The following is a 25,757-nucleotide window of genomic DNA, read 5'->3' as shown; positions in this document are numbered from 1 at the left end:
GAACGGGACTGTCAGATAGACGTCCCGACCGGCTCCGACAGGTTCAATCGGCGGTCACGACGAGTGGATATCCGGCGTCCGCACGTGCTCGGGACGGAAACCGCGGCCGACGAGCAGCGGCGGGATGTATTGCAGCGGGCCCTTTCCCACGAATGACGGCACCTCGATCGGCGACAGGTCGCCGGCCAGGTTGGGTTCGATCACCCGGTCCTGGGCCAGCACCTGGCCGGCCTGGATGATGCGCGTCGGCAACTCCCGGCGGCGTTGCACCTTGGCCAGGTCTGCGTCGGCCAGCAGGCCGTTGCGCAGCGGGCCGCACAGGATGTTGGCGGCGGCGACCGCATCGGCCACCGCCAGGTTGATGCCGACACCGCCCGCCGGCGACATCGCGTGCGCGGCGTCGCCGATGCACAGCAGCCCGGGCCGCCACCAGGTTTTGAGCCGGTCCACGCGCACATCGAGGTGGCTGGTGTCGTCCCAGGACTTCAAGTCCTCGACATGGTCGCGCAACTGCGGCCGCACCGACACCAGCCTGGCCTTGAAGTCCTCTAGTGATCCGCCCTGCGGATTGGCCCCCTTGGGCATGAGATACGCGATCTGCCAGTAGTCACCGCGGTAGATCATCGCCATCAACAGGCCCTTGCGGACGATCCCGAACAGTTCCCGCGGGTCACCGGGGCGCCAGCCGAGCCGGAACCAGAGCACGTCCATGGGGCTGTGCGCTGCCGCGACCTCGAGGCCGGCCGCCTCACGGACCGCGGACTTGCGGCCGTCTGCGGCCACCACCAGGTTCGCGCGTACTTCCAACTCGGGTGTGCGCACCCCGACCACCCGGCCACCCTCGGTGATCAGGTCGGTCACCTCGGCATTGCGGATCAAGGTGAATTCCGGGTAGGCGGAGGCTTTTTCGGCGAGAAAGTCCAGGAAGTCCCACTGCGGCATGAGCGCGATGTACGGCTCGGGGAAACGCAGCAGCCGTAGGGCGCCGAAGCTTCCGAAGGTCCGGATGGTCCCGTCCGCGTCCATGCACACGCGGTTGATCTTGGTGTGCGGCAGCTTCAGGAACTCATCGATGAATCCCAACTCGTGCATGATGCGCAAGGTGGTGGGGTGCACGGTGTCGCCGCGAAAGTCCCGCAGAAAGTCGTTGTGCTTCTCCAGCACCACGACGCTGATCCCGGCCCGGGCCAGCAGCAGGGCGTGTACCAGACCCGCGGGTCCACCACCGGCTACACAAACTTGAGTCCGCAGCGCGCGCGTCATGCCCCGACAGTAGTCCGTCAGGGCGGCCGAATCGGGGCTTCAAATCAAAACTTGACACGTGTAAAGTTTGCCGCCATGGACAACATCCGCGGCAAGACAATCGCAATCACCGGGGCCGCCCGGGGCATCGGCTACGCCACCGCCAAGGCCCTTCTCGCCCGCGGCGCGCGGGTCGTCATTGGCGACCGTGACGTCGCCGTGCTCGAATCCGCCGTCTCTGACCTGGTCAAACTCGGCCCGGCCACCGGTTATCCGCTGGACGTCACCGATCGGGAATCCTTCGAGGTATTCCTGGACAAGGCCCGCAGTGACGGTGCCGGCCACCTCGACGTGCTGATCAACAATGCCGGCGTCATGCCGGTGGGCCCGTTCCTGAAGGAGACGGAGCAGTCGATCCGGTCCTCCCTCGAGGTCAACGTGTACGGCGTGCTGACCGGCTGCCAACTCGCGCTGCCCGAGATGGTCAGCCGCCGCAGCGGTCACATCATCAACATCGCCTCCCTGTCCGGCCTCATCCCGCTGCCGGGCCAGGTGGTTTACGTGGGCGCGAAGTACGCCGTCGTCGGACTGTCCACCGCGCTGGCCGACGAGATGGCTCCGCACGGCGTCAACGTCTCGGTGATCATGCCGCCGTTCACCAACACCGAACTGATCTCCGGCACCAAGTCCGGCGGAGCCATCAAGCCCGTCGAGCCCGAGGACATCGCCGCGGCCATCGTCAAAACCCTCGACAAACCGAAGACGCACGTGTCGGTGCCGCCGCCGCTGCGCTTCACCGCACAACTCGCCCAGTTGCTGCCGCCGAAGGGCCGCCGCGGCATGAACAAGATGCTGGGACTGGACAAGGTTTTCCTGGAGTTCGACGCCGCCAAGCGGAAGAGCTATGAGGACCGGGCCCGGGCGGCTCAGGGCGTCATCGAGAAGGACTGAGCGCCCCGCACTGTGAGGTAATTCCTTTCAGCTGCAAGGAGATGGGTCGTGGCCCGCAACGGCCACGCCACGCACCATGGGGCATGCCCACCTCCGCCTGGCTCTCGATTGCCCGCGCCGCGGCAGCCCTGGCCGCGGCGATGGGCATCGGCCGGTTCGCGTACACGCCGATCCTGCCGCTGATGACGGCCCACGCAGGCCTCACCGCGCAGGCGGCGGGGCAGCTGGCCACCGCCAACTACGTCGGCTATCTCATCGGTGCGGTCGGGGCCGCCGCTTCGCCCCGGCTCGCCCGGTCCGTGGCCGCCTGCCGGGTGTCGCTGGCGACCCTGGTCGCGACGCTGGCGGCAATGACGCTCTGTACCAACGTCATCGAATGGGGCTTCCTGCGCCTGGCCGCCGGCATCGCGAGCGCGCTGGTCTTCGTGATCGCCGTCAACACGCTCATGGATCACGGCCATCCGGCCCACCACGCCGGCTGGGCCTTCAGCGGCGTCGGGATCGGCATCGCCCTGTCCGCGGCCCTGCCGGCCACCGGGAACTGGCAGGGCGCGTGGTGGGCCGCCACCGCGTTGGCCGCACTGCTCACTGCGTGCGCCTGGTTCATGCGGCCCGGCGGCACCGACGAGACGTCGAAAGCACCTGCCGGGCAGATCAATGCGCGCGGACCACTGATCACGTTGATGACCAGCTACACCCTCGAAGGCGTCGGCTACATCATCGCGGGCACATTCCTGGTGGCCGCCGTCGCACAGCAATCGCCGGGCGCACTCGGCAGCGGTGTGTGGCTGTTGGTCGGCCTGGCCGCGGCGCCATCTGCGGCTTTGTGGGCGCGATTCACCGGCCGCTTCTCCTATCCGGCGCTCCTCGTCGCCGCATTACTACTGCAGGCCGCCGGAATTGCCGGGGCGGGAACCGGGAACAGCATCGCGGCACTCGCCGGGGCGGTGCTGTTCGGCGGTACCTTCATCGGCATCAGCACCCTGGCCCTGGCCGCCGGGCGGGCGTTGCAGTTCCCGGGCGCCGTCGCGCTGCTGACAACGGGCTATTCGGTGGGCCAGATCATCGGACCGGTCGCAGTGGCACCCTTGCTGCACAACGGTTTCCAGCAGGCCTTGCTCGCCGGTGCGGCCGTCGTGCTACTCGCCGCCCTGGCCGCGCTGCTGATGTGGATCAGTGGGCGGCAGCCACGCATCGTCAGCACCGACAGCGGCGACGTCACGGGTGAGCGCGTCGACGACGGCATGAACGGCCGGGTTGTCTTCTCCCCGTCGCCACACGAGTGACCACGTCCACAGCGGTACCGGCTGAATCACCGCACGGCGCACCAGGTCTCGCGGTAGGACATCGGACTGCCCTCGGGGATTGTTGAGCACCGGCCGCCCCAGCTGCCGGACGTGCTCGAAGAACGTCGGCCCCGTGACGCCACCGTCGTCGGTGCGCATCACCCGGGCGCCGGTGTCCGCAGCGAACTGCTCACCGTAGCGGTTCCACGACTCCCAACTCGCCGTATCCGAATCCACGAGCACCAGAGTGTCTTTGGCCGGCACCGGCGAGTCGTCAGGACCGACACACAACGCGAACAGCCGGTCCACCCCCATGAGCCGCGCCTGGAGCGACAACGCCTCCAGATCGGCGGTCTGCACCCAGCAGATGGCCAGATCGAGGATGCCCTCGGCCACCCGCGCCGCCTGCGCGTGCGACGGCATCACCCAGGTGTCGACGCGCAACTGCGCGACGCCGGCCGCCCGTTCCGCCAGATCGGTCGGGCACCAGTTGACATAGCCGATGCGAATGGGCTCCGAGTTCGACAAACCGATTGCCCGCCTGCGCAATTCGTCAGCCTCGGCCACCAGGGACCGCGCGTGGGGCAACAGCGACGCGCCCGCCGCAGTGAGGCGCACCGACCGGCGGTCCCGGTCGAACAGATCCACCTTGAGATCGCGCTCGAGCGCCTTGATCTGCTGGGACAGGGACGGCCCGGCGATGCGCAGACGTTCGGCGGCGCGGCCGAAGTTCAGCTCATCGGCAACGGCGACGAAGTACCGTAGCTGCCGTAGTTCCATGGCAGCAGCGTAGTAGGCAGAGCCTCTCAGCAAGAAGCCAATAAGTCGCGCGGCAGGGGCATGGCCGCGGTCCGACCGAGGTTGTGGAGTGCATCGACCTCAACCGAAAGGAACACTCCGATGAGCACCACACCTCGCGTCGCGATCGTCACCGGCGCCTCCCAGGGCATCGGCGAAGCCCTGGTGGCCGGCTACCGCAAGCTGGGCTACGCCGTCGTCGCCAACTCCCGCACCATCTCCGCGAGCGATGACCCGATGGTCCTCACCGTCGCCGGCGACATCGCCGAGCCCGGTGTCGGCCAGCGCTTGGTCGACGCCGCGGTCGAGCGGTTCGGGCGGCTCGACACCGTCGTCAACAACGCCGGCATCTTCATCGCCAAGCCGTTCACCGACTACACCGACGCGGACTACGACGCCGTCACCGGGGTGAATTCCCGCGGGTTCTTCGAGCTGACCCGGGCCGGCATCAGGACCATGGCGGCGCAGGGCGACGGCGGCCACGTCGTCACCATCTCCACCAGCCTCGTCGACCATGCCAACTCACAGGTGCCGTCGGCCCTGGCGTCGCTGACCAAGGGCGGCCTCAACGCGGCAACCAAGGCCCTCGCCGTCGAGTACGCCTCCCGCGGAATCCGCGCCAACGCAGTCGCTCTCGGCATCATCGGCACCCCGATGCACGCACCGGAGACGCACGAATTTCTGTCGGCGCTGCACCCGGTCGGCCACATGGGCGACATCTCCGACGTCGTCGACGCGGTGCTGTACCTGGAGAGCGCCACGTTCGTCACCGGTGAAATCCTGCATGTGGACGGTGGTCAGAGTGCAGGGCATTGAAGCGACCGACGTGGTCCGCACGATTCTGGATCGGTGGCAGGCCGGCATCGCCGCCCACCGGCCGGACCAGGTGGCCGCGGTCTTCACAGAAGACGTGATATTCCAAGGCCTTCGGCCCTACAGCGTCGGACGGCAAGGGGTGTTCGACTACTACGACGCCCAGCCCGTCGGCCTGACCGTCGACTACCGCATCGACGAGATCCGCGAACCCGCCGCGGGCGTGGTGCTGGCCTACACCCGGGCCGACTTCACCCGTCCCGACGGGGCGGTGCTCAGCCTGAACCTCGGTGTCCTTGTCACACAAGGCAGCGACGGCTGGCAGATCGCGCACTACCAGGTGTCGCCCGTCAGCTGACGGATGACCTCAGAACTGCGGCGTGGGGTCCCCGACGCGGTATGCCTCGATCACATCCAGATTCGCCATCAACTGCTCGAGGGTGAAGCTGTAGATCGCGCCGTCCTCTTCGGTGCCGACGAGGATCAGTTGCGGCTGGTCCGGATCGGCGACCCAGATCCTGGTGACCAGTTCCCGCGGGTCGTCCTCGGTGGACTCGAAACCCGACGGCGGGTAGTACCAGATCAGATACTCGTCGTTGGAGTAGTCCGAATCGAATACCCAACCGCGCGGCAGGATTTCGCCCGCGATCCGCCCGACAGCCTCCACTTCGGCATGCACCTCGTCAGGCAGCCAGTTGGCATCGCGCGTGGCCTGCCGCTTCTTGCGCCGGGCCTTCTTGGCCGCGGTCTGCTTGGACATCCCAGCTCCCTAGCTCAGCGCCTGGTCGAGGTCAGCCACAAGATCTTCAGTGCCCTCGAGCCCGACGGAAATCCGCACCACACCGTCGCCCAGGCCGATCGCGGCCCGACCCTCGGGCCCCATCGCGCGGTGCGTGGTGGTGGCCGGGTGGGTGATCAGTGTCTTGGAATCACCCAGGTTGTTGGAGATGTCGATGATCTGCAGCTTGTCGAGCACCTCGAACGCCCGGTCCTTGCCGCCATCGAGCTCGAAGGTGACGACGGTGCCACCGCCACGCATCTGCCGCTTGGCCAGGTCATGCTGCGGATGTGACTGCAGGAACGGGTATTTCACCCAGTTCACCCCGCGTACGCCTTCCAGGAACTCGGCCACCCGCTGCGCGGAGCGGTTCGAGTAGTCAACCCGAATAGCCAGCGTCTCAAGCCCTTTCAGCATCGTCCAGGCGTTGAACGCGCTCATCGCCGGACCCGTGTGCCGCATCAATTGCTGCACGGGCCCGGAGATGTACTCCTTGTCGCCGAGGATCGCACCGCCCAGCACCCGGCCCTGGCCGTCGATGTGCTTGGTGCCCGAGTACACGACGACGTCGGCACCCAGCTGCAGGCCCTGCTGCAACAGTGGGGTCGCGAAGACGTTGTCCAGCACCACCTTTGCCCCGGCGGCATGGGCCAGCTCCGCTACCGCGGCGATGTCCACCAGCGACTGCATCGGGTTGGACGGCGTCTCGAAGAACACCGCGGTGGTCGGCACCGACAGCGCCTCCTCCCACTGGGACAGATCGTCGCCGTCGACGAAGACGGTCTCGACACCCCAGCGCGGGAGAATCTCGTTGCAGACCACGAAGCACGACCCGAACAGGCTGCGCGCCGCGACCAGCCGGTCACCGGCGCCGAGCAGCGCGCCCAGCGCGGTGAACACCGCGGCCATGCCGGTCGCCGTCGCGAAACAGGCGGGCGCCCCTTCGATGAGCCGCAGCCGGTCCTCGAACATCTGGATGGTCGGGTTGCCGTAGCGCGAGTACACGTACCGGTCGATCTCGCCGGTGAACGCCTGCTCCGCGGCAGCTGCCGACTCGTAGACGTAGCCCGAGGTCAGGAACATCGCCTCAGAGGTTTCCTCGAACTCGGACCGCAGCAGACCGCCACGCACGCCGATGGTCGCCTGGCTGACGCCGTCGGGCAGCGGTGCCGGGACCCGGACCGACGGCACGCCGTCGGCGTTCAGGCCCCTCATGACTGCACCCACGGCAATCCGATGGCGCGCCAACCGCTGCCACCGCGATGGCCCTGCTCATCGAGGTTCCCCTCGAAGCCGTCGAGCATGTTGTACGACGGCCCGATGCCCGCCGCCGTCGCCGCCTCGGCGGCGCCGATGGACCGGTTGCCCGAACGGCACAGGAACACCACCGGCCGGTCGCCCGGCGTCACGCCGGCCGCCTTCAGGTCGTCGACGAACCCGGTGTTGCGCTTACCGTCGCCCGACACCCATTCGATGTACACAACGTCACGTCCGAGGCTGGAGATGTCAGGCACTCCCACCCAGCGCCATTCGGCGTCGGTCCGGCAGTCGACGAGCACCGCCTCGGGGTTCTCGCTGAGCAGGTCCCAGGCCTGCTGCGGCGTGATATCTCCCGCGTAGCTCACGGGTGCGAGTCTGTCACAAACTAGCTCGGGACCGGCGAGCACACCTTCCATGCGCCGTCCTCGTTCACCAGCACCACCGGCGCCGTGGGCTTCTGGTCCGGCGTCTTGTCGAAGTGATACACCAGCACAGCGGTGGCCTTCTGTCCGTCGAACTTGATGTCCCGTACCTCGTCGACGTAGCGCTGCCCATTCTTGGCCGCCGAAACTTCTTGTTTGGCAAGCACATCCGCTTGGGTACCGGCCTGCGCCTTGCAGGTGTACGTCGAAAAGCGCGCGTAGTCCTTGCGCTGCAGTCCGTCGTTCTGGCCGACGACAGCGGTGCGCACCAGCTGCTCCGGCGTCGGATCATTGCGGCCGAACACCCCGATCGCATTTAGCACTGCGACGATCACCACAAGGACCACGATGACCGCAAGCGCGGCCAGGAACGGGCCCAGCGTCTGGCGGGGGTGCGATTCCGATTCGGTCATGGTCACTTCCCTGTTTGGTGGAGCGCCGCTGTTTGGTTGAGCGCAGCGGCCACCTGATGCGCGCGGTCGCGGGCCCGCACCACGTCCGGCGCCGTCGCCAGTGCCACGCACACCTCGCCGGAGAGCCGGACATCGCTCTCGGCGACGGCCAGCGCGTCGGGCAGTGCGCGCGCGACCGCGGCCCTGTCCGACGACGGGCGGCTGACCTCGCCGGCCGCCGGTGAAATCATGATGGTGTCGACCGGCAGGCCGAGGATCGCGCGGGCATGCAGATCGAACTGCGACAGGCGCTGCGACCGTGTCGTCACGAAGCCGGCGCCGGTCAGCACCGAGTGGACCGTCGCGAAGTACACCTCCTCGGCAGCGCCCGCGGCCGGATCCGCATCGGTGCCCAGCAGCAGGTCGACCGTGAACAGCCCCGTGCCACCAAGCTTGCCCGCGATGCGGGCGGCGATGGAGCGGGCCGCGTCCAGCGCCGAGTCCGACAGCTGATGCGGCTGCCACAACTCCAGCGGGCCGCCGTTCTCGCGGCGGTGGCCGATCGGTTCGCAGAACTGCACCACCGGACCCGCCGGGCCCTGAGTCCGCACGGTCAGCATGGTGAACTCGGCGGCCACGTCGACGGCTGTCTCTGCCATCACCCGCTCTCCGCCCGCGGCCACCGCACGGTGCCAGGCGACGTCGACGTCCTCGAGACGGGACAGCACCGAACGGCCGGCACCGTCGGTGTTCGCGGCCGGTGTCACCGTGAGCGGCAGTCCGGCGTGCTCGGCGACCGCGGTGAGTTCGTCAACCGATCCGGCGAACCAGAACGGCGCGGTCGGCAGCCCCAGCTCGTGGGCCGCCAAGGTGCGCAGCGCCTCGCGGTCGGACGCCAGGCGCAGGGCGCCCGGCGTCGGGAACACGGCGACTTCGTCGAGCGCGGCCAACCCCTCCACGACATCGGCGCCGAGATCCGCGGCCGGGCACTGGACCACCACCAACTGCGGCATGTGCCGGTCGATCAAGTCCCGCAGCGCCGCCGCCGCGGTGGGCACGGCCACCGCGGTCGCCCGCACCCCCAGCCGCTGGAAGGACTGCACCAGTTCACTGCTCAGCTCACCGGTGCCGAGGACGAGAACAGTCATGCGGTCCACCAACTCATCTGCCTTTCCGTCGCTTCGCTCGCCCCTTCAACGTCCCCCGTCGCTTCGCTCGCCTAGTCAACCCAATCTGATGTCGACGTAGCACCATCGCCAGCTCTCCCCCGGCTCGACCGACCGCATCACCGGATGCCCGGTGCGGCGGTAATGCTCATTCGCGTGTTGATGCGGACTGGAATCACAACAACCGACCTGTCCGCAGGTCAGGCACATCCGAAGGTGCGCCCACGTATCCTCCCCAAGTGCCGCACAGTCACCACAGCGCCCGGGCGTCTGCGGCTCCGGTTCAGCTTGCCCGACCGCGTCGGCGAGGTGCGTGCAGGTGGTCGGGGAATTTTCTTCACGCGGACGCGTTGCCCGTGACTGCATCCATTTCCCCAGCATGTTGAACAAGGATAGGGCCGGCTGACCGAGGAGGTTTGAGGACGTGGGTGCCCCACTGCTGGCAGTGCTGGTGGCCTCGGTGTTGTTGGCCGCGCTGGCCCGTCGATTCGACGTCTCCGCGCCGCTGGGACTCGTCGTCGCGGGACTCGCCGTCGGGCTGATTCCCGGCGTGCCCGCCATCGAGATGCAGCCGCAGTTGGTCATGTTCGTGGTGCTGCCGCCGTTGCTGTGGTCGGCCGGGCTGGAGAGCAGCTATCTGGCCTTGCGCAAGAACGTCCGTCCCATCGGGATGCTCGCGGTCGGGCTGCCGTTGGCCACCACGCTGGTCGTCGGGTTCGTCGCCTTCCACACCGTCCCGGAGCTCACGGTGGCCGCAGCCCTCACTTTGGGCGCGATCGTGGCGCCGCCCGACGCGGTGTCCGCCGCGGCCATCGGCCGCCGGCTGGGACTGCCCCGCCAGATCATGACTTTGCTCGGCGGCGAGAGCCTGCTGAACGACGCTACGGCGCTCACCGCATACAAGGTCGCCCTGGCCGCGGCCGTCGGCGCGGCGGCGACGTGGCAGGGCGCGCTGGGCACCTTCGCGCTCGCCGCGGCGGGCGGGGTCGTGATCGGTGGACTGATCGGCTGGTTTATCGAGTTCATCCGGACCTGGCTGGACGATCCGCTGGTGGAGAGCGCCATCGGGCTCGTCGCACCATATTTCATCTACTGGCTGGCCGAAGAGGTGCACGGCTCCGGGGTGATCGCGGTGGTGGTCGCCGCACTGCTGCTCGGCCAGCGCGCCACCCGCGCGTCCTACGCCACCCGCCTGCAGGACGACGCGGTGTGGAAGTCGATCCAGCTGGTGCTGGAGTCCTTCGCCTTCCTGATGATCGGCCTGCAGCTGCCGACGGTCGTCGATGAGCTGACCGGCATCCGCGCGGTCACCCTGGCCGTGGCGTCGGCCGCGGTGCTGGCCTCGGTGATCGGCGTCCGCATCGTCTGGGTATACGTCATGGCCTACACCCCGCGGGTCCTGTTCCGCGGCATCCGGGAACGTGAACCCCGACCGACGCCGTCGCAGGTGTTCATCGTGGCCTGGGCGGGCATGCGCGGCGTCGTGTCGCTGGCCGCCGCGTTCGGTGTGCCCATGACGACACTGAGCGACACTCCGTTTCCGGGGCGGCCGCAGCTGGTGTTCCTGACGTTCGTCGTCGTCGTCGGGACGCTGCTGTTGCACGGCCTCACGCTGCCGTGGCTGATCCGCATGCTGGACGTCCGCAGCGAAGCCGAAGCGCATCAGGATGCGCTGGAGCAGGCCGCGGCATCGAGCCGCGCGGCCGCAGCCGCCGCCGACCGACTCGACGAATTACTGGCCCGCAGTAGCAATTCCAGTGCCCAGCAGCACGTCGGAGAGATCCTGCAGAACTGGAACGACCGTCGCCGCAATGCCGTGTGGGAACGTCTGGGCCGCAGTGACGACGACATCGGCGAAAGCCCGGCGGCGGCCATGCGGCGGCTGCGGCTGGAAATGCTGGCGGCCGAGCGCGCGACGTTCATCGCCGAACGCGACGCCGGAAACATCGATGACGAAGTGCTGCGGTCGGTGTTGCACGGGCTGGATCTGGAAGAAGCGGCGCTCAACCGCGAATAGGTGGTCGGGTCCCGCGCCGAGAAGGACCAAATGGCTGCAAAAACGGCCGGGCAGCGACCATTTCGTCAATCTGGGCGAGCCTGGCCCGAGGTTCGCGCAGCGAACCTGACCACACGGCGAATTTCTCGCTGTCTTCCCGCCACCCAGTCAGGGTCAGTGCAGTAGGCGCGCCGAACGGGCGTCGAGCCTGTAGCGACGGCACAACCTACTCGCACAAGTGCGCCATAGCTTCAGAGTCAACGCTTCTGCGCGCGCTTCCGAACCGTCGGCTCTTGACGCCGTCGCCAGGTTGCCCTAATCTACAACCAAATGGTTGTAGATACTTTTCCCGAGGCGTTCACCGATGCGGAGATCGACCGAATCTTCCATGCATTGGCGGACGCCACGCGCCGCGACATCGTGGCCCGCACGATGCGCAGTGACCAGTCGGTGAGCGCACTCGCCCGCGGCTACGACATGAGCTTCGCCGCGGTGCAGAAACACGTCGCGGTTCTTGCCGGAGCCGCATTGGTGCATAAAGAGCGCCGCGGCCGGGAACAACTCGTCCGTGCGGTGCCCGAGACGCTGCACCGGGCGGGCGTGCTCTTGGAGCGCTACGCGGCGCTCTGGCACGACCGCGCCGCGACCATCGAGGCGATTCTCGCCGAAGACGGCTATCCCCCACACGAAACCCGAAGCGCCACAAAACGAAAGGACCACCGATGACGGTGATCAGCAGCGCCGCCGACCCGCAGGCTCTCACCATGACGTTCGTGGCGGAGTTCGCCGCTCCGCCTGCGCGGGTCTGGCAGGTGTGGGAAGACCCGCGGCAGCTGGAACGCTGGTGGGGTCCGCCGACCTGGCCGGCCACCTTCACTCGGCACGAGATCGCGCCGAGCGGTCAGTCGCGGTACCACATGACGGGCCCCGAGGGCGAGATCGCACCGGGCTGGTGGACCACGCTCGAAGTCGACGCACCGTCGCGGCTTCTCATCGAAGACGGCTTCTCGAAGCCCGACGGCGAGCCCGACCCCGAGATGCCCACCATGCGCCTCGAGGTGTCCTTCGACGCGATCGACAGCGGTACCCGGATGACGATCGTCGCCCGGTTCACCGATCTGGAACAGCTCGAGAAGGTGACCGCGATGGGCATGGTCGAGGGCATGACCGGCGCCCTCGGGCAGATCGACGCACTCGTGGCCTGACCAGACGAAAACCACTGAAAGACAAGGAGACGACATGCCGAAAGCCATCCAGCCCTGCCTCTGGTTCAACAACCAGGCGCGTGAAGCCATGGAGTATTACGTCGAGGTGTTTCCGGATTCGCGGATCATCTCGGTCGAGGAGTACCCCGACGCAGCCCTCGACGAACATTTTGCGGGCATGTCGGGCAAGGTACTGAACGGCCGGTTCAGCCTGAACGGCGTCGATTTCGTCTGCCTCGACGGCGGACCGATGTTCACCTTCAACGAATCCATCTCGTTCGTGATCCAGTGCGCCGACCAGGACGAGATCGACCGGTACTGGTCCAAGCTCTCGCACGTGCCCGAATCCGAGCAATGCGGTTGGTGCAAGGATCGATTCGGGATCAGCTGGCAGATCATCCCGGACAACATGGACCAACTGCTGGGCCGGCCCGAACAGGTCCAGACGATGATGCGGCAGAAGAAGATCGTGATCGCCGAGTTGGAGAACGCCTGAACAAACCCGGCCACGCAGATCGCGCTATCGTGGAAAGTGCCCTTCGACAACGAGAGTCAACACGAAACGGACAAACGAGAATCGAAGCGGGACAAGGCCTCCACGGCAGAAGGCGAGGATTTGCTTTGAACACCGCGGGCAGACCCGAAGCCCTGGGCGAGATGTATGAACAAGCCGGCGCCATCGCCACGGCAACTCACGACGCCGCCGGCCAATTGCAATGGACAGTGCGGTCGAGTGACGGATTCAGCGGCGACACAAAGGCATTGGCGAGTACAACGAGCTGGACGCCGGTACCCAAGGGGGCGGCGCCATGACCTTGTACGGACCGGACACGTCGAACAACAATTTTCGCTCGGCCGGCGATGCCATTGCGTTCGTCTCTCTGCTACCCGGCCAGGGTTTCTCCTGGATCGAGCAGAAGGTATCCGAAGGCAGCTACTACCGGGACCCGTATTGGCCCGTGATCGCACAGTGGTGCCAGGACAACCACTTTCCGCATATCGGCTATCACTACGTCACCACCGACAGCCCCGCGGCGCAGGCCCAAACGTGGCTCAGCAACAACGGTGGCAAATTTGCGATGCTGGACTTCGAGGCGAATTCCGGTGACATCCAGAATTTCTGGGCCGTGGTCGATGCGTTCAACGCCGCCGGCGTGACCATCTCGCTGTCATACCTCCCGCACTGGTACTGGCAACAGATCGGTTCACCCGACATCTCTCAGGTACCCGGGCTGATCGCGTCGAATTACGTCAACGGCACCGGCTTCGCGTCAAACCTGTATCCCGGCAACGACAATCAGCGGTACTGGTTCCCCTACGGCGGCGCCACGCCGCAGATCCTGCAATTCACCGATGCCGCGGTGATCGGGAATTTATCGGTGGACTGCAACGCATTCCAGGGCACCCTGGATCAACTGATCTCTCTGCTGAACGGAGGCAACGTGACTCAGCCCGACCCGACCACCGCGACCCTCAACCAGATCCTGGCCATCGTGCAGGACATCCAGACCCAGTTGCGCGGGCCGAACCTGAACGGTTGGCCTCAGCTCGGCCAGAATGCGACCGGCCAGAACCTGACGATGGTGGACGCGGTCGCCGCACTCAGAGCGGACGTCTACGCCCTCAAGGCCACTTCGTCCGCGTGATCACCGCTCGCCGGGACCGGGTTCCGCACGGAACGCCCGCATCGCACCGGCGAGGGCCACGAACACCCGGTGCGCGGCCTTGAGGTCCGCATCGGGCAGCTCGGCAAGCGCCTCTGTGTTGAGCCGAGCCAACGGACTGAAGAACTCTCGGCCCACGGCCAGCCCTTTGTCGTCGTATCGCAGGATGACCTTGCGTCGGTCGGCGGGGTCGGTGTCGCGGCGCAGATGTCCGGAGCTGATCATCCGCTCCACGAGGTAGGTGATGGCCGCGCCGGAGGTGCCCATGAGCTTGCGCAGCTCGCCCGCGGTCAACGGTGCCCCCGCCGATTCCGCAACCATGATGTGCAGCAGTGCCCGAAAATCATTGGCGCCCAGATCGTTCTGCACCGCGAAGGTGCGGCCGATCTGCTCGGATTCGGCCGTCAGCGCCCGCACATCGGCAGAGATCTGCGCCTCCAGAGCAGCGCGGTCTGGCGGCGTCGGCACGCGCAGAGCATACCGTTCACAAAGTTCATTTGATTAATAGTTAAGTATCTGAAATATTTTCTGGGTGTCCACACGAGTCGCCTGGGCATCGGCCCTGATCGTCCTGCTCCTCTCCGGTGCGGCCATGGCGCTGCTGGGTGCCGGAGATTCCGCATCGCAGTCGCCGGTAGCCGTGCCCGTCGGCGCCGAATCCGCCCGCGCCGACGCGCTGCGCGCGCAGTTCCCCGGCGGCGATACCGCGCCGGCGATCATCGTGGTGACCCGTACCGACGATGCCCCGTTGACGCCGGCCGACGTCGCTGCCGCAGGCCCTGGCGCCCAGGTCTCCGCCGACGGCAAAGCCGCGCTGCGGATCGCACCACTGGCAGCGGACCTGTCCGGCTTCCACCTCCGCGACGCGGTGCACGACCTGCGAGCACAGGTCTCGGCAGCGCTCCCCGACGGATTACGCGCACAGGTCACCGGTGGACCCGCGTTCGGCGCCGACATCGCGAATTCCTTTGCCGGAGCGAACTTCACACTGCTCGCGGTGACCGCAACGGTCGTGGCGCTGCTGCTGATCGTCACCTACCGCTCCCCCGTCCTCTGGCTGATCCCGCTGCTGGTGATCGGGTTCGCCGATCAGGTAGGCGCAGTCGTCGGCACCGCGGTGGCCGCGGCGACGGGGCTGAACCCCGACGGTTCCACGGCGGGCATCACCAGCGTGCTGGTCTTCGGTGCCGGCACCAATTACGCACTGCTGCTCATCTCCCGCTACCGGGAGGAACTGTCCCGGCGCAGTGACCATCGGGACGCCCTGCGGGTGGCGTGGCGCGCCGCCGCCCCGGCGATCGTCGCCAGCAACGCCACCGTGGTGCTGGCTCTGCTGACCCTGCTGCTCGCCTCCGCCCCCAGCAACCGCAGCCTGGGCGTGCAGGCCGCGGCCGGCCTCGTCGTCGCCGCGGTGTTCGTGTTGCTGGTGCTGCCCCCGCTGCTGGGATTGTTCGGCCGCCGCCTGTTCTGGCCCTTCATCCCTGAAACCGGCTCGCACGCCAAGTCGCTCACCGAAAGCGGCGTCTGGCACCGCGTCGCCGCCGGCGTGGCTCGCAGGCCGGGCCGCGTCGCCACTGTGGCATTGGCCGGTTTGGCCGCGCTGTGCGTCGGCCTGGTCAACCTGCCCATCGGGCTGTCGCAGACCCAGCAGTTCCGGGTGCAGGCGGAGTCCGTCGCCGGCTACGACACCCTCGCCGCGCACTTCCCCAGCGGACTGACCAACCCCACCACCGTCATCGCCTCCGCACCAGACCTGGGTCCGGTCATCACCCGCACTCCCGGCGTGGTGTCGGCGACGCCGGCCGGAAGGTCGGCGTCGGGCCTGACCCAGTGGTCGGTGGTCCTGGCAGCCGCGCCAGCCTCCCCGCAGGCATTCACAACCATTGATGCCCTTCGTGATTCGGTGCACCAACGCGACGCCGGCGCGGTCGTCGGGGGCCCCGACGCACAGGCCCGCGACGCCGCAGCAGCGGCGCAGCACGACCGGAAGATCGTCATCCCCGCGATCCTGCTGGTAGTACTGGTCGTGCTGTACGCCCTGCTGCGTTCGGCGCTGGCACCGGTGATCCTGGTGGCGGTGACGGTGCTCAGCGCCCTGGCCGCGCTGGGAGTGGGCGGCTGGGCCAGCGTGCACCTGTTCGGGTTTCCCGCGCTGGACAACGGGACTCCGCTGTTCGCGTTCCTGTTCCTCGTCGCGCTCGGCGTCGACTACACCATCTTCCTGGTGACCCGCGCCCGCGAAGAGACACCCGAATTCGGTAACCGGCAGGGCATCGTGCGCGCGGTCTCGGCGACGGGCGCGGTGATCACCAGCGCCGGCATCGTCCTGGCGGCGGTGTTCTGCGTGCTCGGCGTGCTGCCGCTGATCGTGCTCACCCAGCTGGGCATCATCGTCGGCCTCGGCATCCTGCTGGACACCTTCGTGGTGCGCACCGTGATCATCCCGGCGCTGTTCACCCTCATCGGCCCCCGCATCTGGTGGCCGGCGCTACGTGCCGAACGCTAGGGCTGGCCGGGCAGCAGGCTGACCATCAGGCCGTTGGCCTCGGCCAGCAGATTGCCCTCGGGGTCGAACAGTTCGGCCGCCACGAACGTCTTGCGGCCCTCGATCTCGGTGACGTGTGCCTTGGCCGTCAGCGGCGTGTCGATCGGGGTGACCTTGCGGTAGTCGACGTGCAGATACGCGGTGCGACTCATCGGCCGATTGACCGCGTGGATCAGGATGCCGAAGGCCTGGTCGAACAGCAGCGGCAGCACCCCGCCGTGGACGGCGTAGTTGCCGCCCACGTGGTAGCGGCTGAACTCGACCTGGAGTTCGACGCCCTTCGGCGAGAACTTCGTGACTGTCCACGGTGGCATCAGCAGACTGCCGACACCGGGCAGCGACGGCATCCGGTTGGCGGGGCCGACGCCTTCCGCGGCCTGAAAGGGCCCCAACAGCTTGACCAGTTCTTCGACGCGGTCGGCGGCCTCGTCCCAGGTGTCGCTGTCCGGATTGGCCGACACCGCCAGGTCCTGCAGCCGCCGCATCCCCTCGATGAAGCGGCCGAACCCCGGGCCCGGGTCGGCCGGCTCAAATCTCGGGAAGCCGCCGTGCTGGTCGATGAAACCCCCGGGTTTCCCCGTCGCTTCGCTCGCCCCTTGGGATTGCCCCGTCGCTTCGCTCGCCCCTTCCGTCACCCGAGGATGTCCCGGCGCACGATCGTCTGATCCCGGCCGGGACCGACGCCGATGCATGACATGGGGGCGCCGGCGAGCTCCTCCAGCCGCAGCACGTAGTCCTGCGCCTTGGCGGGCAGATCAGAGAACTCGCGCGCGGTGGAGATGTCCTCCCACCAGCCCGGCAGTTCCTCATAGATCGGCTCGGCACGGGCGATGTCGGCCTGCGTCATCGGCATCTCGTCAGTGCGCTTGCCGTCGACGGTGTAACCGACGCAGATCGGCACCGTCTCCAGGCTGGACAGCACGTCGAGCTTGGTCAGGAAGTAGTCGGTGATGCCGTTGACCCGGGTCGCGTACCGGGCGATGACGGCGTCGAACCAGCCGCAACGGCGGGCCCGACCGGTGGTCACGCCGACCTCGCCGCCGGTCTTGGACAGGTAGGCGCCGTGTTCGTCGAACAGCTCCGTCGGGAACGGGCCCGAGCCCACCCGAGTCGTGTAGGCCTTCAGGATGCCCAGCACCGTGGTGATCCGGGTCGGGCCGATGCCCGAGCCGACCGCCGCGCCGCCCGCAGTCGGGTTGGACGACGTCACGAACGGGTAGGTGCCGTGGTCGACGTCCAGCAGGGTGCCCTGAGAGCCCTCCAGCAGGACCGTCTCGCCGCGCTCCAGCGCCTGGTTGAGCAGCAGCCGGGCGTCGGCGATGCGGTGCTTGAAGCCTTCGGCCTGTTCCAGCAGGCTCTCGACGACCTCAGCCGGTTCGAGCGCCTTGCGGTTGTAGATCTTGACCAGCACCTGGTTCTTGAACTCCAGTGCGGCCTCGACCTTGGCCGCGAGCTGGTCCTCGTCGAGGACGTCGGCCACCCGGATGCCGATGCGCGCGATCTTGTCCTGGTAGCAGGGCCCGATGCCGCGACCGGTGGTACCGATCTTCTTGCTGCCCGCGTATCGCTCGGTGACCTTGTCGATGGCCACGTGATACGGCATCAGCAGGTGCGCGTCAGCCGAGATCATGAGCTTGCTGGTGTCCACACCGCGGTCCTCGAGCCCCGAGAGCTCGCTGAGCAGGACTCCCGGATCGACCACGACACCATTGCCGATGACGTTGGTGACCCCGGGTGTCAGGATGCCCGACGGGATGAGGTGGAGCGCGAAGTTCTCCCCCGTGGGCAGTACCACCGTGTGCCCGGCGTTGTTGCCGCCCTGGTAGCGAACCACCCATTGCACACGTCCACCGAGTAGATCAGTGGCCTTACCTTTGCCCTCGTCACCCCATTGGGCCCCGATGAGCACGATTGCCGGCATCGTTTTGCCTCCCGCATTACCTGCCTGAATACAGTGGCAGCCGGTGAGCAACCTTATCCCAGCACGAGGAGAGGAGAGGCCTTGACCGCCAGACAAGTCTCCGGCAGCGTTCCCGGGGCAGTCGTGGTGCTGGTCTTCGGCGACCGCCGGATCCCCCGTGCGCTGACGGATCTGACGGCCGTCACGGTGCCCTCGGCCAGTGTTCCGACGATCCCCGACGACGCCGTCCGGGTCATCGTCGTCGGCGGCCACGCCGACCTGTCCGCCACCCTGGCCCGGCTGCTGCGCGACGACCGGCTCGACGTCGAGGTCGGCTTCGTCCCGCCCCTGCCCCGCGGCGGGCCGGGTGCCGCACGCCGCGCCAGAGACGGTGTTGCCCAACGGGTTCCGCTGATCCGCGACGAGACCGGAGCGGTGATCGTCCGGTCCGCGCGCTGGCTGCCGTCGGCCGGCGACGCCATCACCGGAGAGGCCGTCGTCGACGACACGGTGCTGTTCGACGGCGAGTCCACCGGCGTCGTCATCGAACCGCTGCCCGGCATGCCGGGGCTGCGCGCGCGGGCTCTCGGGGCCGCGCCAGGGCTGGGCCGGGGCTGGGTCACGGGCCGCGCCGCGCAACTCGGCAGCACCGGAGTTTTGGTGGAACGCGACGGCGTGCCGGCCGCGCGTCCGGCGCGGCGGTCGGCGTTCTACCGTCACATCCAGGGTTGGCTGCGGGTCGGCTAGTTTCTTGGCATGAGCTTGCCCCTGCGGCGCGGAGTCCGTCCCAGTCCCATCTTCTGGGCGATCGTGGCCCTGACCGCCGCCGGTGGCGCGGTGGCCTGGTTCTGCGGCGCCGAGGTCCGGCCCCTGGCCTACGCCGGCGTCTTCGTGTTCGTCATCGCGGGGTGGACGGTGTCGCTCTGCCTGCACGAGTTCGGCCACGCCTACACCGCCTGGCGCTTCGGGGACCGCGACGTCGAGCTGCGCGGCTACCTCACGCTGAACCCCGCGAAGTACGCCAGCCCGCTGCTGTCGCTGGGCCTGCCGGCGCTGTTCATCGCCCTCGGCGGCATCGGTCTGCCCGGCGGTGCCGTGTACGTGCGCACCGAATACATGACGCCGCGGCAGCGCACTGTGGTCAGCCTGGCCGGCCCGTTCGCGAATCTGGTGTTGGCCATCGTCCTTCTGCTCGCCACCGCGATGCTGTTCGACGCCGACCATCCGGTGTTCTGGGCAGGCCTGGCGTTCCTGGGATTCCTGCAGGTCACCGCACTGTTCCTGAACCTGCTGCCCATCCCGGGCCTCGACGGCTACGGCGCGCTCGAACCACACCTGAGCCCCGACACGCAGCGCGCGCTGCTGCCCGTCCGGCAATGGGGCTTCCTGGTGCTGATGCTGCTGCTGATCGTCCCCGAGCTGAACCGGCTGTTCTTCAACGTCGTCTATTCGGCCGTCAGTCTGGCCGGCGTGCCGCCGCGCCTGGCGATGATCGGCAGCGCACTGACCCGGTTCTGGTCCGCCTGGTAGCACGTCGCAAGGCGTAGGCCTTGCAACATATGCGTAGTTCTGCATATATTTCTGGCATGGGTGCCGGACACGACCACAACCATGGCTCGAACGCGCGCGCCAGCCGCATGATCATGGCCGCAGCCGTACTCAGCGTCTTCTTCGTCATCGAGCTGACCACCGCGCTGCTGATCAACTCGATCGCGCTGCTGGCCGACGCGGGTCACATGCTGACCGACCTGGTCGCGATGTTCATGGGCCTGGGCGCCGTCCTGCTCGCCCGCCGCGGATCGTCGTCTGCGGCCCGCACCTACGGCTGGCACCGCGCCGAAGTCTTCACCGCGGTGGCCAATGCCGTGCTGCTGATGGGTGTCGCGGTGTTCATCCTCTACGAGGCCTTTGAACGACTCGGCAACGCGCCCGAGATTCCCGGTGTGCCGATGATCGTCGTCGCCCTCGCGGGCCTGCTGGCCAACCTGGTCGTCGTGCTGCTGCTGCGCTCCGACGCCGACAGCAGCCTCGCGGTCAAAGGCGCCTATATGGAGGTCATCGCCGACACCGTCGGCAGCGTCGGCGTCCTGATCGCGGGCATCGTGAACGTCACCACCGGCTGGCCGTACGCCGACGTCGTCGTCGCCGTCCTGGTCGCGCTGTGGGTGCTGCCGCGCGCCATCGCGCTGGCCCGCGCCGCGCTGCGCATCCTCTCGGAATCCTCCCCCAGTCATATCGACGTCGAGGAACTGCGCACGGCACTGGCCGCCGTCGACGGCGTCACCGATGTGCACGACCTGCACGTGTGGACGCTGGTGCCCGGCAAGGACATGGCCACCGCGCATCTGACGTCCGCCGCGGATTCGGCGCGCGTCCTCGAGTCCGCCCGCGCCGTGCTGGCCGCCCGCGGCCTGGACCACGCCACCGTGCAGGTGGAACCGCCCGCCGCCGGCGACTGCCACTGCGAAGCGGACTGAGCGCTACAGACCCAACTCGCCGCGGGCCGCCGGATCGCAGTCCTCCAGTAGGTCCAGGCAGCGCAGGTACTCGTCCCGCTCGCCGATGGATTCCGCAGCCTTGGCCAGCACGGCCACGCAGCGCAGGAAGCCCTGGTTCGGTTCGTGCGCGAACGGCACCGGGCCGAAGCCCTTCCAGCCGTTGCGGCGCAGCTGGTCCAGCCCGCGGTGGTAACCGGTACGGGCGTAGGCGTAGGCGGTGATCGTCTGACCGTCGGCCAGCGCAGCCTCGGCCAGGGCGGCCCACGCCACCGAGGCCGTCGGGTGCGCCGCAGCAACGTCGGTCGCGGATTTGCCCGCGGCCAGAGCGTCCTCAGCCTCGAAGTTGGCAGGCAGCAGCACCGGCTCCGGACCCAGCAGATCACCCATTCGCGTCATGGCCGCCATTGTGCCGTGCGGGCGCTCGCGGGAATACCGCAGGCGGGCGATTAAGCTCCAGGCAGGACGTCGCGGCCGGCAACGGACGCATCGGCCCCAGTGCGCGACTTTGATCGGGAGGACAGACACCCCCATGTCGAACCCAGCCGCCATGTCGAATCCGACGGGCCCGGACGACCGTCGCGACGCGAATCAGCGCGCTGCCACGACAGGCGACGACGCCGCAGCGGCAACCGAGATCTTCGAGCCGGCGGATCCAGCGACCGACCCGACCATCCCGGTGCGGCGCTTCACCGCGCCGTCGAGCTTCGACGGCAAGACCCAGATCATCGCGCCGCTGCCGGACCCGGAAACCGAGCTGATGCCGCCGGCCGCACCGCAGCAGATTCCCGGCACCGTCAAATCCCCGAAAGACCGGCGCAGCTGGGGGTGGGTCATCGCACTGGTGCTGGTGATCGCCGCCATCGCCGCCCTCGCCGTCCTGGGCACGGTGCTCCTGACCCGCGGCCATTCGGCCATGAACGCCGAATGGCCGGGGCGCACCTCCCACTTGTGGGGGACTACGACACAGGATTTCGCAATCCCTGCGCCGTGACCGGCCACTCGGCGGCGCTGTCTAGCTGGACATACCCGCGGAAACGCTGCGGCCCGTGCTGTGCAGGTCGTTGCACGCTTCGATGACGCGCTGGGTCATCGAAGCCTCAGCCTTCTTCAGGTAGCTGCGCGGGTCGTAGACCTTCTTGTTGCCGACCTCGCCGTCGATCTTGAGCACACCGTCGTAGTTGGTGAACATGTGCGCGGCGATCGGCCGGGTGAACGCGTACTGGGTGTCGGTGTCGACGTTCATCTTCACGACGCCGTAGCGCAGTGAGTCCTCGATCTCGGACTTCAGCGAGCCCGAACCACCGTGGAAGACGAAGTCGAACGGCTTGGAACCAGCCGGCAGACCCAGCTTGGCGGTAGCCACCTTCTGGCCTTCGGCGAGCACCTCGGGCTTGAGCTTGACGTTGCCCGGCTTGTACACGCCGTGCACGTTGCCGAAGGTGGCGGCCAGCAGGTACTTGCCGTGCTCGCCGGAGCCGAGCGCGTCGATGGTCTTCTCGAAGTCCGCGGAGCTGGTGTACAGCTTCTCGTTGATCTCGGCCTCGACACCGTCCTCTTCACCGCCGACGACGCCGATCTCGACCTCGAGGATGATGTTCGCGGCCGACGTCAGCTTCAGCAACTCCTGCGCGATCTGCAGGTTCTCGTCGATGGGCACCGCGGAGCCGTCCCACATGTGCGACTGGAACAGCGGGTTCTCGCCACGGGCGACGCGCTCGGCCGAGATGGCCAGCAGCGGGCGGACGAAGCCGTCGAGCTTGTCCTTGGGGCAGTGGTCGGTGTGCAGCGCGACGGTGATGTCGTACTTGGCGGCGACGACGTGGGCGAACTCGGCCAGTGCGACCGACCCGGTGACCATGTCCTTGACGCCGAGGCCCGAAGCGAATTCGGCACCGCCGGTGGAGAATTGGATGATGCCGTCGCTACCCGCGTCGGCGAAGCCCTTGATCGCCGCGTTGACGGTTTCCGACGACGTGCAGTTGATGGCCGGGAACGCGAAAGAGTGTTCCTTGGCGCGGGCCAGCATCTCCGCGTAGACCTCGGGCGTGGCGATGGGCATGTTTTTCCTCTCGGCGAACCTGCAGTCTGGGCCAGTATGTCAGTCACGTGAAGCTGAAGTGCGGCACCGGGGGACACCCGGTCAGATGGTCAAGACCACCCGGTAGTGCGCGTGGCCGCTGTTCATCCGTTCGAAGGCCTCCGCGGCCTGCGCGAGAGGTCGTTCCTCGATGACGGCCCGCACGCCTGTCAGCGCGGCAAAACGCAACGTCTCCTCGATGTCGCGCGAGGTGCCCGACGGATGCCCGGTGACCGAGAAGCCGCCGTTGATGAGGTCGAGCGGGCTGATCGGCAACGGCTCAGGGGTGACGCCAACCGTCACGAGCTGGCCCTCCGGCCCCAGCCCGCCGACGGTGGCGGCCATTGCCGTCGAGCTCGCGGCGGTCGCGAGCACGACGGCCGCCCCGCCGAGGCGCTGCAGTTCGGCGGCGACATCCGCGGCGTTCGAATCGATGTAGTGATGCGCGCCGAGTTCCTTGGCCGCGGCTTCGCGCTGCGGGCCCCGGGCGATCGCGACGGTTTCGAAGCCCATTGCCCTGGAGAACTGCACCCCGAGATGGCCCAGGCCGCCGATGCCGATCACCGCGACCAGATCACCGGCCTTGGCGCGCGTCTTACGCAACCCGTTGAACGTCGTCACGCCCGCACAACCCATCGGCGCGGCCTCGGCGAACGAGAACTCCTCCGGTATCCGGGCCAGCGCAGTCACGGGCACGGTGACCGATTCGGCGTATCCGCCGGGATAGTGCCAACTCGGTACTTGCATGCGTACGCACTGCATGAAGTAGCCCCGGCGGCAGGGCTCACAGCGGTTGCAGTTGCCGCCGAACCAGCCGACCGCGACGCGATCACCGACGACGAAGCCCTCGACGCCATCGCCCAGTTCGGCGATGGTGCCCGCGATCTCGTGGCCGAGGGTGATCGGCCACGACAGTCCGGGGAAGTGCCCGGCGTAGAACTCACGGTCGGTGCCGCACACGCCGCATGCGGCGACGGCGATGCGGACGTGGTCACGCGGCGGCGAAACGGTGTCGACATCCGCAAGTTGGAGCGGAGCGTTGGCTTGTGCGACGTGAACTGCCCTGTGAGTAGCCATGGTCCGACCCTATGAGCGATGTGCAGTTAAGGGAACAGCCAACTGACACCGGTATGTTGACCCCATGATCAGCACCCTGTCGCTCATGCCGGACTTCATGGATCCGGTGAAGCTCATCGGATACTTCGGTACCTGGGCCCTGGTCGGATTGCTGGTCGTCATCTTCGTCGAGTCGGGCGTCCTGTTCCCGATCCTGCCCGGCGACACCCTGCTGTTCGTCGCGGGCATGCTGGCGGCCGGCACCGCCGCCCAGGCCGAGGTCGCCGCGCAGGCCAACTTCAACATCTGGCTGCTGCTGCTGACCATCCCGGTCGCGGCCATCCTCGGTGGGCAGGCCGGCTACTTCATCGGACGGTTCATCGGTGTCGAGATGTTCAAGCCCGACGCCCGCGTCTTGAAGCAGAAGTACCTGGACGAAGCACACACGTTCTTCGAGGAACGCGGGCCGTTCGCGATCCTGCTGGCCCGCTTCGTGCCGATCGTGCGCACCCTGGCGCCGATCACGGCCGGCGCGGCCCGAATGGGCTACGCCGCTTTCACGTTGTACAACGTGATCGGTGCGGTCGTGTGGGGCTGCGGCATCACTCTGCTGGGCTATTGGCTGGGGCAATTCCCCATCGTCCAGAAGCTGCTCGAGCCGATCTTCGTCCTGATCCTGGTCGCGTCCATCACGCCGATGATCTGGGAGTGGTACAAGCGGCGTAAGGCTGCTTCCGAGAGCTAGGCGGCCCGCTCGGCGGCTGGAGCTACAGCCCCAGGACTGCCAACTCTCGCAGGGCCGGACGTGGGTCGGCAGTCGGATGTTCTGCGAGCACCTGCACGACCACGTGGTCGGCACCGGCGTCCAGGTGCGCCCGCACGGCGGCTGCCGCATCGTCGACGCTGCCCATCCCGACAAGTGCACGCGCCAGCCGCTCGGAACCGCCGCGCACCAGGTCCGACTCGTTGAAGCCCTGCCGCAGCCACGAATTCCGGTAGTTGGGCAGGCCGCTGTAGACGTTGAGGTGGTCGTGCGCACGGCGCAGTTGATCGGCGTCATCGCCACCGATCGCCACCGCCTGCTCAGAGACGATCCACTTGTCCGGCCCGAGAATTTCGCGCGTTGTGGCGGTAGCGGACGGCAGCACCAGGTACGGGTGTGCGCCGTCGGCGTGGCTGCCCGACAACTCGATCATCTTGGGCCCCAGGGCCGCGAGCAGCCGGGGCGGGCGGCCGATGCCGGGTTCGATGGCGTCCGGCACCGCGGCCATCTTCTCCAGGTAGCCGCGCATGGTGGCGAGCGGCTTCTGATACGTGCCGCCCATGCCGCGCTCCACCAGCGGGCCGTGGCTGACACCCAGGCCCAGGACGAACCGTCCCGGGTACAGCGCGGTCAACGTGCGAGCACCGGCCTCGGCAGCCGATGGAATCCGCACATGAATGTTGGCGATCCCGGTACCGACCACCATTCGCTCGGTCGCCGCCAGGAACGCTGCCGACTCCGTCAGGCACTCCTTGCCGACGGTCTCGGGCAGGAACAGCGACCCATAGCCCATGGCTTCGATGTCGCGGGCGACCGCCTGAGCATCAGGCATGGCCCAGCTGTCGCTGGCCCACCAGACGCCGATGCGGGACGGAAAGTCGATACGAGCGCGCTGACTGGTCATCCGTCCACAATCGCCTACCGCCACCCCCGCCGCGACGCGGG

29 protein-coding genes and 1 pseudogene are annotated in these 25,757 nt (G+C 67.8%); 15 read left to right on the top strand and 15 right to left on the bottom strand.

Annotation, left to right across the window (positions count from 1 at the left end; translation table 11 throughout):
- Positions 1 to 54 precede the first annotated feature (54 nt).
- Positions 55 to 1,263, bottom strand: a complete 1,209-nt coding sequence (locus AC3WTE_RS26945) for an FAD-dependent oxidoreductase (RefSeq protein WP_492442507.1) — start codon at positions 1,261 to 1,263, stop codon at positions 55 to 57.
- A gap of 75 nt (positions 1,264 to 1,338) precedes the next feature.
- Between AC3WTE_RS26945 and AC3WTE_RS26940 the strand changes: the two genes are divergently transcribed.
- The gene (locus AC3WTE_RS26940) at positions 1,339 to 2,193 is read left to right on the top strand and encodes an SDR family oxidoreductase (protein ID WP_492442505.1); all 855 of its coding nucleotides are present in this window, start codon (positions 1,339 to 1,341) and stop codon (positions 2,191 to 2,193) included.
- 41 nt (positions 2,194 to 2,234) lie between these two features.
- Positions 2,235 to 3,293, top strand: a pseudogene (locus tag AC3WTE_RS26935) (YbfB/YjiJ family MFS transporter); the annotation flags it as partial.
- 39 nt (positions 3,294 to 3,332) lie between these two features.
- On the opposite strand, the gene AC3WTE_RS26930 reads toward AC3WTE_RS26935, so the two are convergent.
- Positions 3,333 to 4,259, bottom strand: coding sequence for a LysR family transcriptional regulator (locus tag AC3WTE_RS26930; protein WP_492442503.1), 927 nt, complete (start codon positions 4,257 to 4,259; stop codon positions 3,333 to 3,335).
- A gap of 120 nt (positions 4,260 to 4,379) precedes the next feature.
- Here AC3WTE_RS26930 and AC3WTE_RS26925 point away from each other — a divergent pair, with 120 nt between their 5' ends.
- Together AC3WTE_RS26925 and AC3WTE_RS26920 are read left to right on the top strand one after the other, a co-directional pair.
- Entirely contained in the window at positions 4,380 to 5,093 is a 714-nt protein-coding gene (locus tag AC3WTE_RS26925; RefSeq protein WP_492442502.1) for an SDR family NAD(P)-dependent oxidoreductase, read from the top strand.
- Positions 5,080 to 5,448 (top strand): YybH family protein, encoded by a 369-nt coding sequence (locus AC3WTE_RS26920; protein WP_492442500.1) that lies wholly within the window; start codon positions 5,080 to 5,082, stop codon positions 5,446 to 5,448. Before AC3WTE_RS26925 ends, AC3WTE_RS26920 begins: the two co-directional genes overlap by 14 nt.
- 9 nt (positions 5,449 to 5,457) lie before the next feature.
- On the opposite strand, the gene AC3WTE_RS26915 is transcribed toward AC3WTE_RS26920, so the two are convergent.
- The 6 genes from AC3WTE_RS26915 to AC3WTE_RS26890 all read right to left on the bottom strand — a co-directional run bounded on the left by AC3WTE_RS26915 (position 5,458) and on the right by AC3WTE_RS26890 (position 9,474).
- A complete protein-coding gene (locus AC3WTE_RS26915; protein ID WP_492442498.1) occupies positions 5,458 to 5,850 on the bottom strand; it encodes a hypothetical protein in 393 nt (130 codons plus the stop codon).
- 9 nt (positions 5,851 to 5,859) lie between these two features.
- Positions 5,860 to 7,083, bottom strand: a complete 1,224-nt coding sequence (locus AC3WTE_RS26910) for an O-succinylhomoserine sulfhydrylase (protein ID WP_492442497.1) — start codon at positions 7,081 to 7,083, stop codon at positions 5,860 to 5,862.
- Positions 7,080 to 7,493 carry a rhodanese-like domain-containing protein gene (locus AC3WTE_RS26905; protein ID WP_492442495.1) on the bottom strand — a complete coding sequence of 138 codons (414 nt, stop codon included), beginning with the start codon at positions 7,491 to 7,493 and terminating at the stop codon, positions 7,080 to 7,082. Before AC3WTE_RS26905 ends, AC3WTE_RS26910 begins: the two co-directional genes overlap by 4 nt.
- 20 nt (positions 7,494 to 7,513) lie before the next feature.
- Complete coding sequence (locus AC3WTE_RS26900; RefSeq protein ID WP_492442493.1) at positions 7,514 to 7,963, bottom strand: Rv0361 family membrane protein; 450 nt, start codon at positions 7,961 to 7,963, stop codon at positions 7,514 to 7,516.
- Between the two features lie 2 nt (positions 7,964 to 7,965).
- Positions 7,966 to 9,090 (bottom strand): ATP-grasp domain-containing protein, encoded by a 1,125-nt coding sequence (locus AC3WTE_RS26895; protein ID WP_492442491.1) that lies wholly within the window; start codon positions 9,088 to 9,090, stop codon positions 7,966 to 7,968.
- Between the two features lie 75 nt (positions 9,091 to 9,165).
- Positions 9,166 to 9,474 (bottom strand): UBP-type zinc finger domain-containing protein, encoded by a 309-nt coding sequence (locus AC3WTE_RS26890; RefSeq protein ID WP_459370500.1) that lies wholly within the window; start codon positions 9,472 to 9,474, stop codon positions 9,166 to 9,168.
- Between the two features lie 58 nt (positions 9,475 to 9,532).
- Here AC3WTE_RS26890 and AC3WTE_RS26885 point away from each other — a divergent pair, with 58 nt between their 5' ends.
- The 5 genes from AC3WTE_RS26885 (at position 9,533) to AC3WTE_RS26865 (ending at position 13,955) form a co-directional block, all read left to right on the top strand.
- Positions 9,533 to 11,125, top strand: a complete 1,593-nt coding sequence (locus AC3WTE_RS26885) for a Na+/H+ antiporter (RefSeq protein ID WP_492442489.1) — start codon at positions 9,533 to 9,535, stop codon at positions 11,123 to 11,125.
- Positions 11,126 to 11,434: 309 nt separating this feature from the next.
- Positions 11,435 to 11,830, top strand: a complete 396-nt coding sequence (locus tag AC3WTE_RS26880; RefSeq protein WP_492442487.1) for an ArsR/SmtB family transcription factor — start codon at positions 11,435 to 11,437, stop codon at positions 11,828 to 11,830.
- On the top strand, positions 11,827 to 12,309 hold the full coding sequence (locus tag AC3WTE_RS26875) for an SRPBCC family protein (RefSeq protein WP_492442486.1): 483 nt from the start codon (positions 11,827 to 11,829) through the stop codon (positions 12,307 to 12,309). The genes AC3WTE_RS26880 and AC3WTE_RS26875 overlap by 4 nt, the downstream gene beginning before the upstream one ends.
- Before the next feature lie 34 nt (positions 12,310 to 12,343).
- On the top strand, positions 12,344 to 12,805 hold the full coding sequence (locus AC3WTE_RS26870; RefSeq protein WP_492442484.1) for a VOC family protein: 462 nt from the start codon (positions 12,344 to 12,346) through the stop codon (positions 12,803 to 12,805).
- A gap of 313 nt (positions 12,806 to 13,118) precedes the next feature.
- Positions 13,119 to 13,955 (top strand): GH25 family lysozyme, encoded by an 837-nt coding sequence (locus AC3WTE_RS26865; RefSeq protein ID WP_492442483.1) that lies wholly within the window; start codon positions 13,119 to 13,121, stop codon positions 13,953 to 13,955.
- Here AC3WTE_RS26865 and AC3WTE_RS26860 read toward each other — a convergent pair whose 3' ends face one another.
- Positions 13,956 to 14,441: a MarR family winged helix-turn-helix transcriptional regulator gene (locus AC3WTE_RS26860; RefSeq protein ID WP_492442481.1), complete on the bottom strand. Its 486-nt coding sequence runs from the start codon at positions 14,439 to 14,441 to the stop codon at positions 13,956 to 13,958.
- 124 nt (positions 14,442 to 14,565) lie between these two features.
- Between AC3WTE_RS26860 and AC3WTE_RS26855 the strand changes: the two genes are divergently transcribed.
- Complete coding sequence (locus AC3WTE_RS26855) at positions 14,566 to 16,479, top strand: MMPL family transporter (protein WP_492442583.1); 1,914 nt, start codon at positions 14,566 to 14,568, stop codon at positions 16,477 to 16,479.
- Here the strand turns inward: AC3WTE_RS26855 and AC3WTE_RS26850 are convergent.
- Both AC3WTE_RS26850 and AC3WTE_RS26845 read right to left on the bottom strand, forming a co-directional pair.
- The gene (locus tag AC3WTE_RS26850; RefSeq protein WP_492442479.1) at positions 16,476 to 17,153 is read right to left on the bottom strand and encodes a PaaI family thioesterase; all 678 of its coding nucleotides are present in this window, start codon (positions 17,151 to 17,153) and stop codon (positions 16,476 to 16,478) included. The two genes, AC3WTE_RS26855 and AC3WTE_RS26850, sit on opposite strands and share 4 nt — an antisense overlap.
- Positions 17,150 to 18,439 (bottom strand): adenylosuccinate synthase, encoded by a 1,290-nt coding sequence (locus tag AC3WTE_RS26845; RefSeq protein WP_492442477.1) that lies wholly within the window; start codon positions 18,437 to 18,439, stop codon positions 17,150 to 17,152. The genes AC3WTE_RS26850 and AC3WTE_RS26845 overlap by 4 nt, the downstream gene beginning before the upstream one ends.
- 81 nt (positions 18,440 to 18,520) lie before the next feature.
- Between AC3WTE_RS26845 and AC3WTE_RS26840 the strand changes: the two genes are divergently transcribed.
- From AC3WTE_RS26840 to AC3WTE_RS26830, 3 genes are read left to right on the top strand one after another with little or no spacing between them, the layout of a single operon-like run.
- Positions 18,521 to 19,165 (top strand): peptidase M50, encoded by a 645-nt coding sequence (locus AC3WTE_RS26840; RefSeq protein WP_492442475.1) that lies wholly within the window; start codon positions 18,521 to 18,523, stop codon positions 19,163 to 19,165.
- A 9-nt stretch (positions 19,166 to 19,174) separates the two neighbouring features.
- Positions 19,175 to 19,948, top strand: a complete 774-nt coding sequence (locus tag AC3WTE_RS26835) for a site-2 protease family protein (RefSeq protein ID WP_492442473.1) — start codon at positions 19,175 to 19,177, stop codon at positions 19,946 to 19,948.
- A gap of 56 nt (positions 19,949 to 20,004) precedes the next feature.
- Complete coding sequence (locus AC3WTE_RS26830) at positions 20,005 to 20,895, top strand: cation diffusion facilitator family transporter (RefSeq protein WP_492442471.1); 891 nt, start codon at positions 20,005 to 20,007, stop codon at positions 20,893 to 20,895.
- Positions 20,896 to 20,898: 3 nt separating this feature from the next.
- On the opposite strand, the gene AC3WTE_RS26825 is transcribed toward AC3WTE_RS26830, so the two are convergent.
- Positions 20,899 to 21,312, bottom strand: a complete 414-nt coding sequence (locus AC3WTE_RS26825) for a DUF3151 domain-containing protein (protein ID WP_492442469.1) — start codon at positions 21,310 to 21,312, stop codon at positions 20,899 to 20,901.
- Positions 21,313 to 21,445: 133 nt separating this feature from the next.
- Between AC3WTE_RS26825 and AC3WTE_RS26820 the strand changes: the two genes are divergently transcribed.
- On the top strand, positions 21,446 to 21,907 hold the full coding sequence (locus AC3WTE_RS26820) for a hypothetical protein (protein ID WP_492442467.1): 462 nt from the start codon (positions 21,446 to 21,448) through the stop codon (positions 21,905 to 21,907).
- A gap of 21 nt (positions 21,908 to 21,928) precedes the next feature.
- Here the strand turns inward: AC3WTE_RS26820 and fbaA are convergent, their stop codons facing one another.
- Together fbaA and AC3WTE_RS26810 are read right to left on the bottom strand one after the other, a co-directional pair.
- On the bottom strand, positions 21,929 to 22,975 hold the full coding sequence (gene fbaA, locus AC3WTE_RS26815) for a class II fructose-bisphosphate aldolase (RefSeq protein WP_492442465.1): 1,047 nt from the start codon (positions 22,973 to 22,975) through the stop codon (positions 21,929 to 21,931).
- Between the two features lie 81 nt (positions 22,976 to 23,056).
- Positions 23,057 to 24,070 carry an alcohol dehydrogenase catalytic domain-containing protein gene (locus tag AC3WTE_RS26810; protein WP_492442464.1) on the bottom strand — a complete coding sequence of 338 codons (1,014 nt, stop codon included), beginning with the start codon at positions 24,068 to 24,070 and terminating at the stop codon, positions 23,057 to 23,059.
- A gap of 64 nt (positions 24,071 to 24,134) precedes the next feature.
- On the opposite strand from AC3WTE_RS26810, the gene AC3WTE_RS26805 reads away from it, so the two are divergent.
- Complete coding sequence (locus AC3WTE_RS26805) at positions 24,135 to 24,794, top strand: VTT domain-containing protein (protein ID WP_492442462.1); 660 nt, start codon at positions 24,135 to 24,137, stop codon at positions 24,792 to 24,794.
- 22 nt (positions 24,795 to 24,816) lie between these two features.
- Here AC3WTE_RS26805 and AC3WTE_RS26800 read toward each other — a convergent pair whose 3' ends face one another.
- Positions 24,817 to 25,716 (bottom strand): LLM class F420-dependent oxidoreductase, encoded by a 900-nt coding sequence (locus AC3WTE_RS26800; protein WP_492442460.1) that lies wholly within the window; start codon positions 25,714 to 25,716, stop codon positions 24,817 to 24,819.
- Between the last annotated feature and the right edge of the window lie 41 nt (positions 25,717 to 25,757).

This window comes from Mycobacterium sp. FW102-FHT13B02, assembly GCF_058790275.1.
The sequence above is the reverse complement of the archived record's forward strand: the minus strand, read 5'-3'. Positions and strand labels throughout refer to the sequence as shown.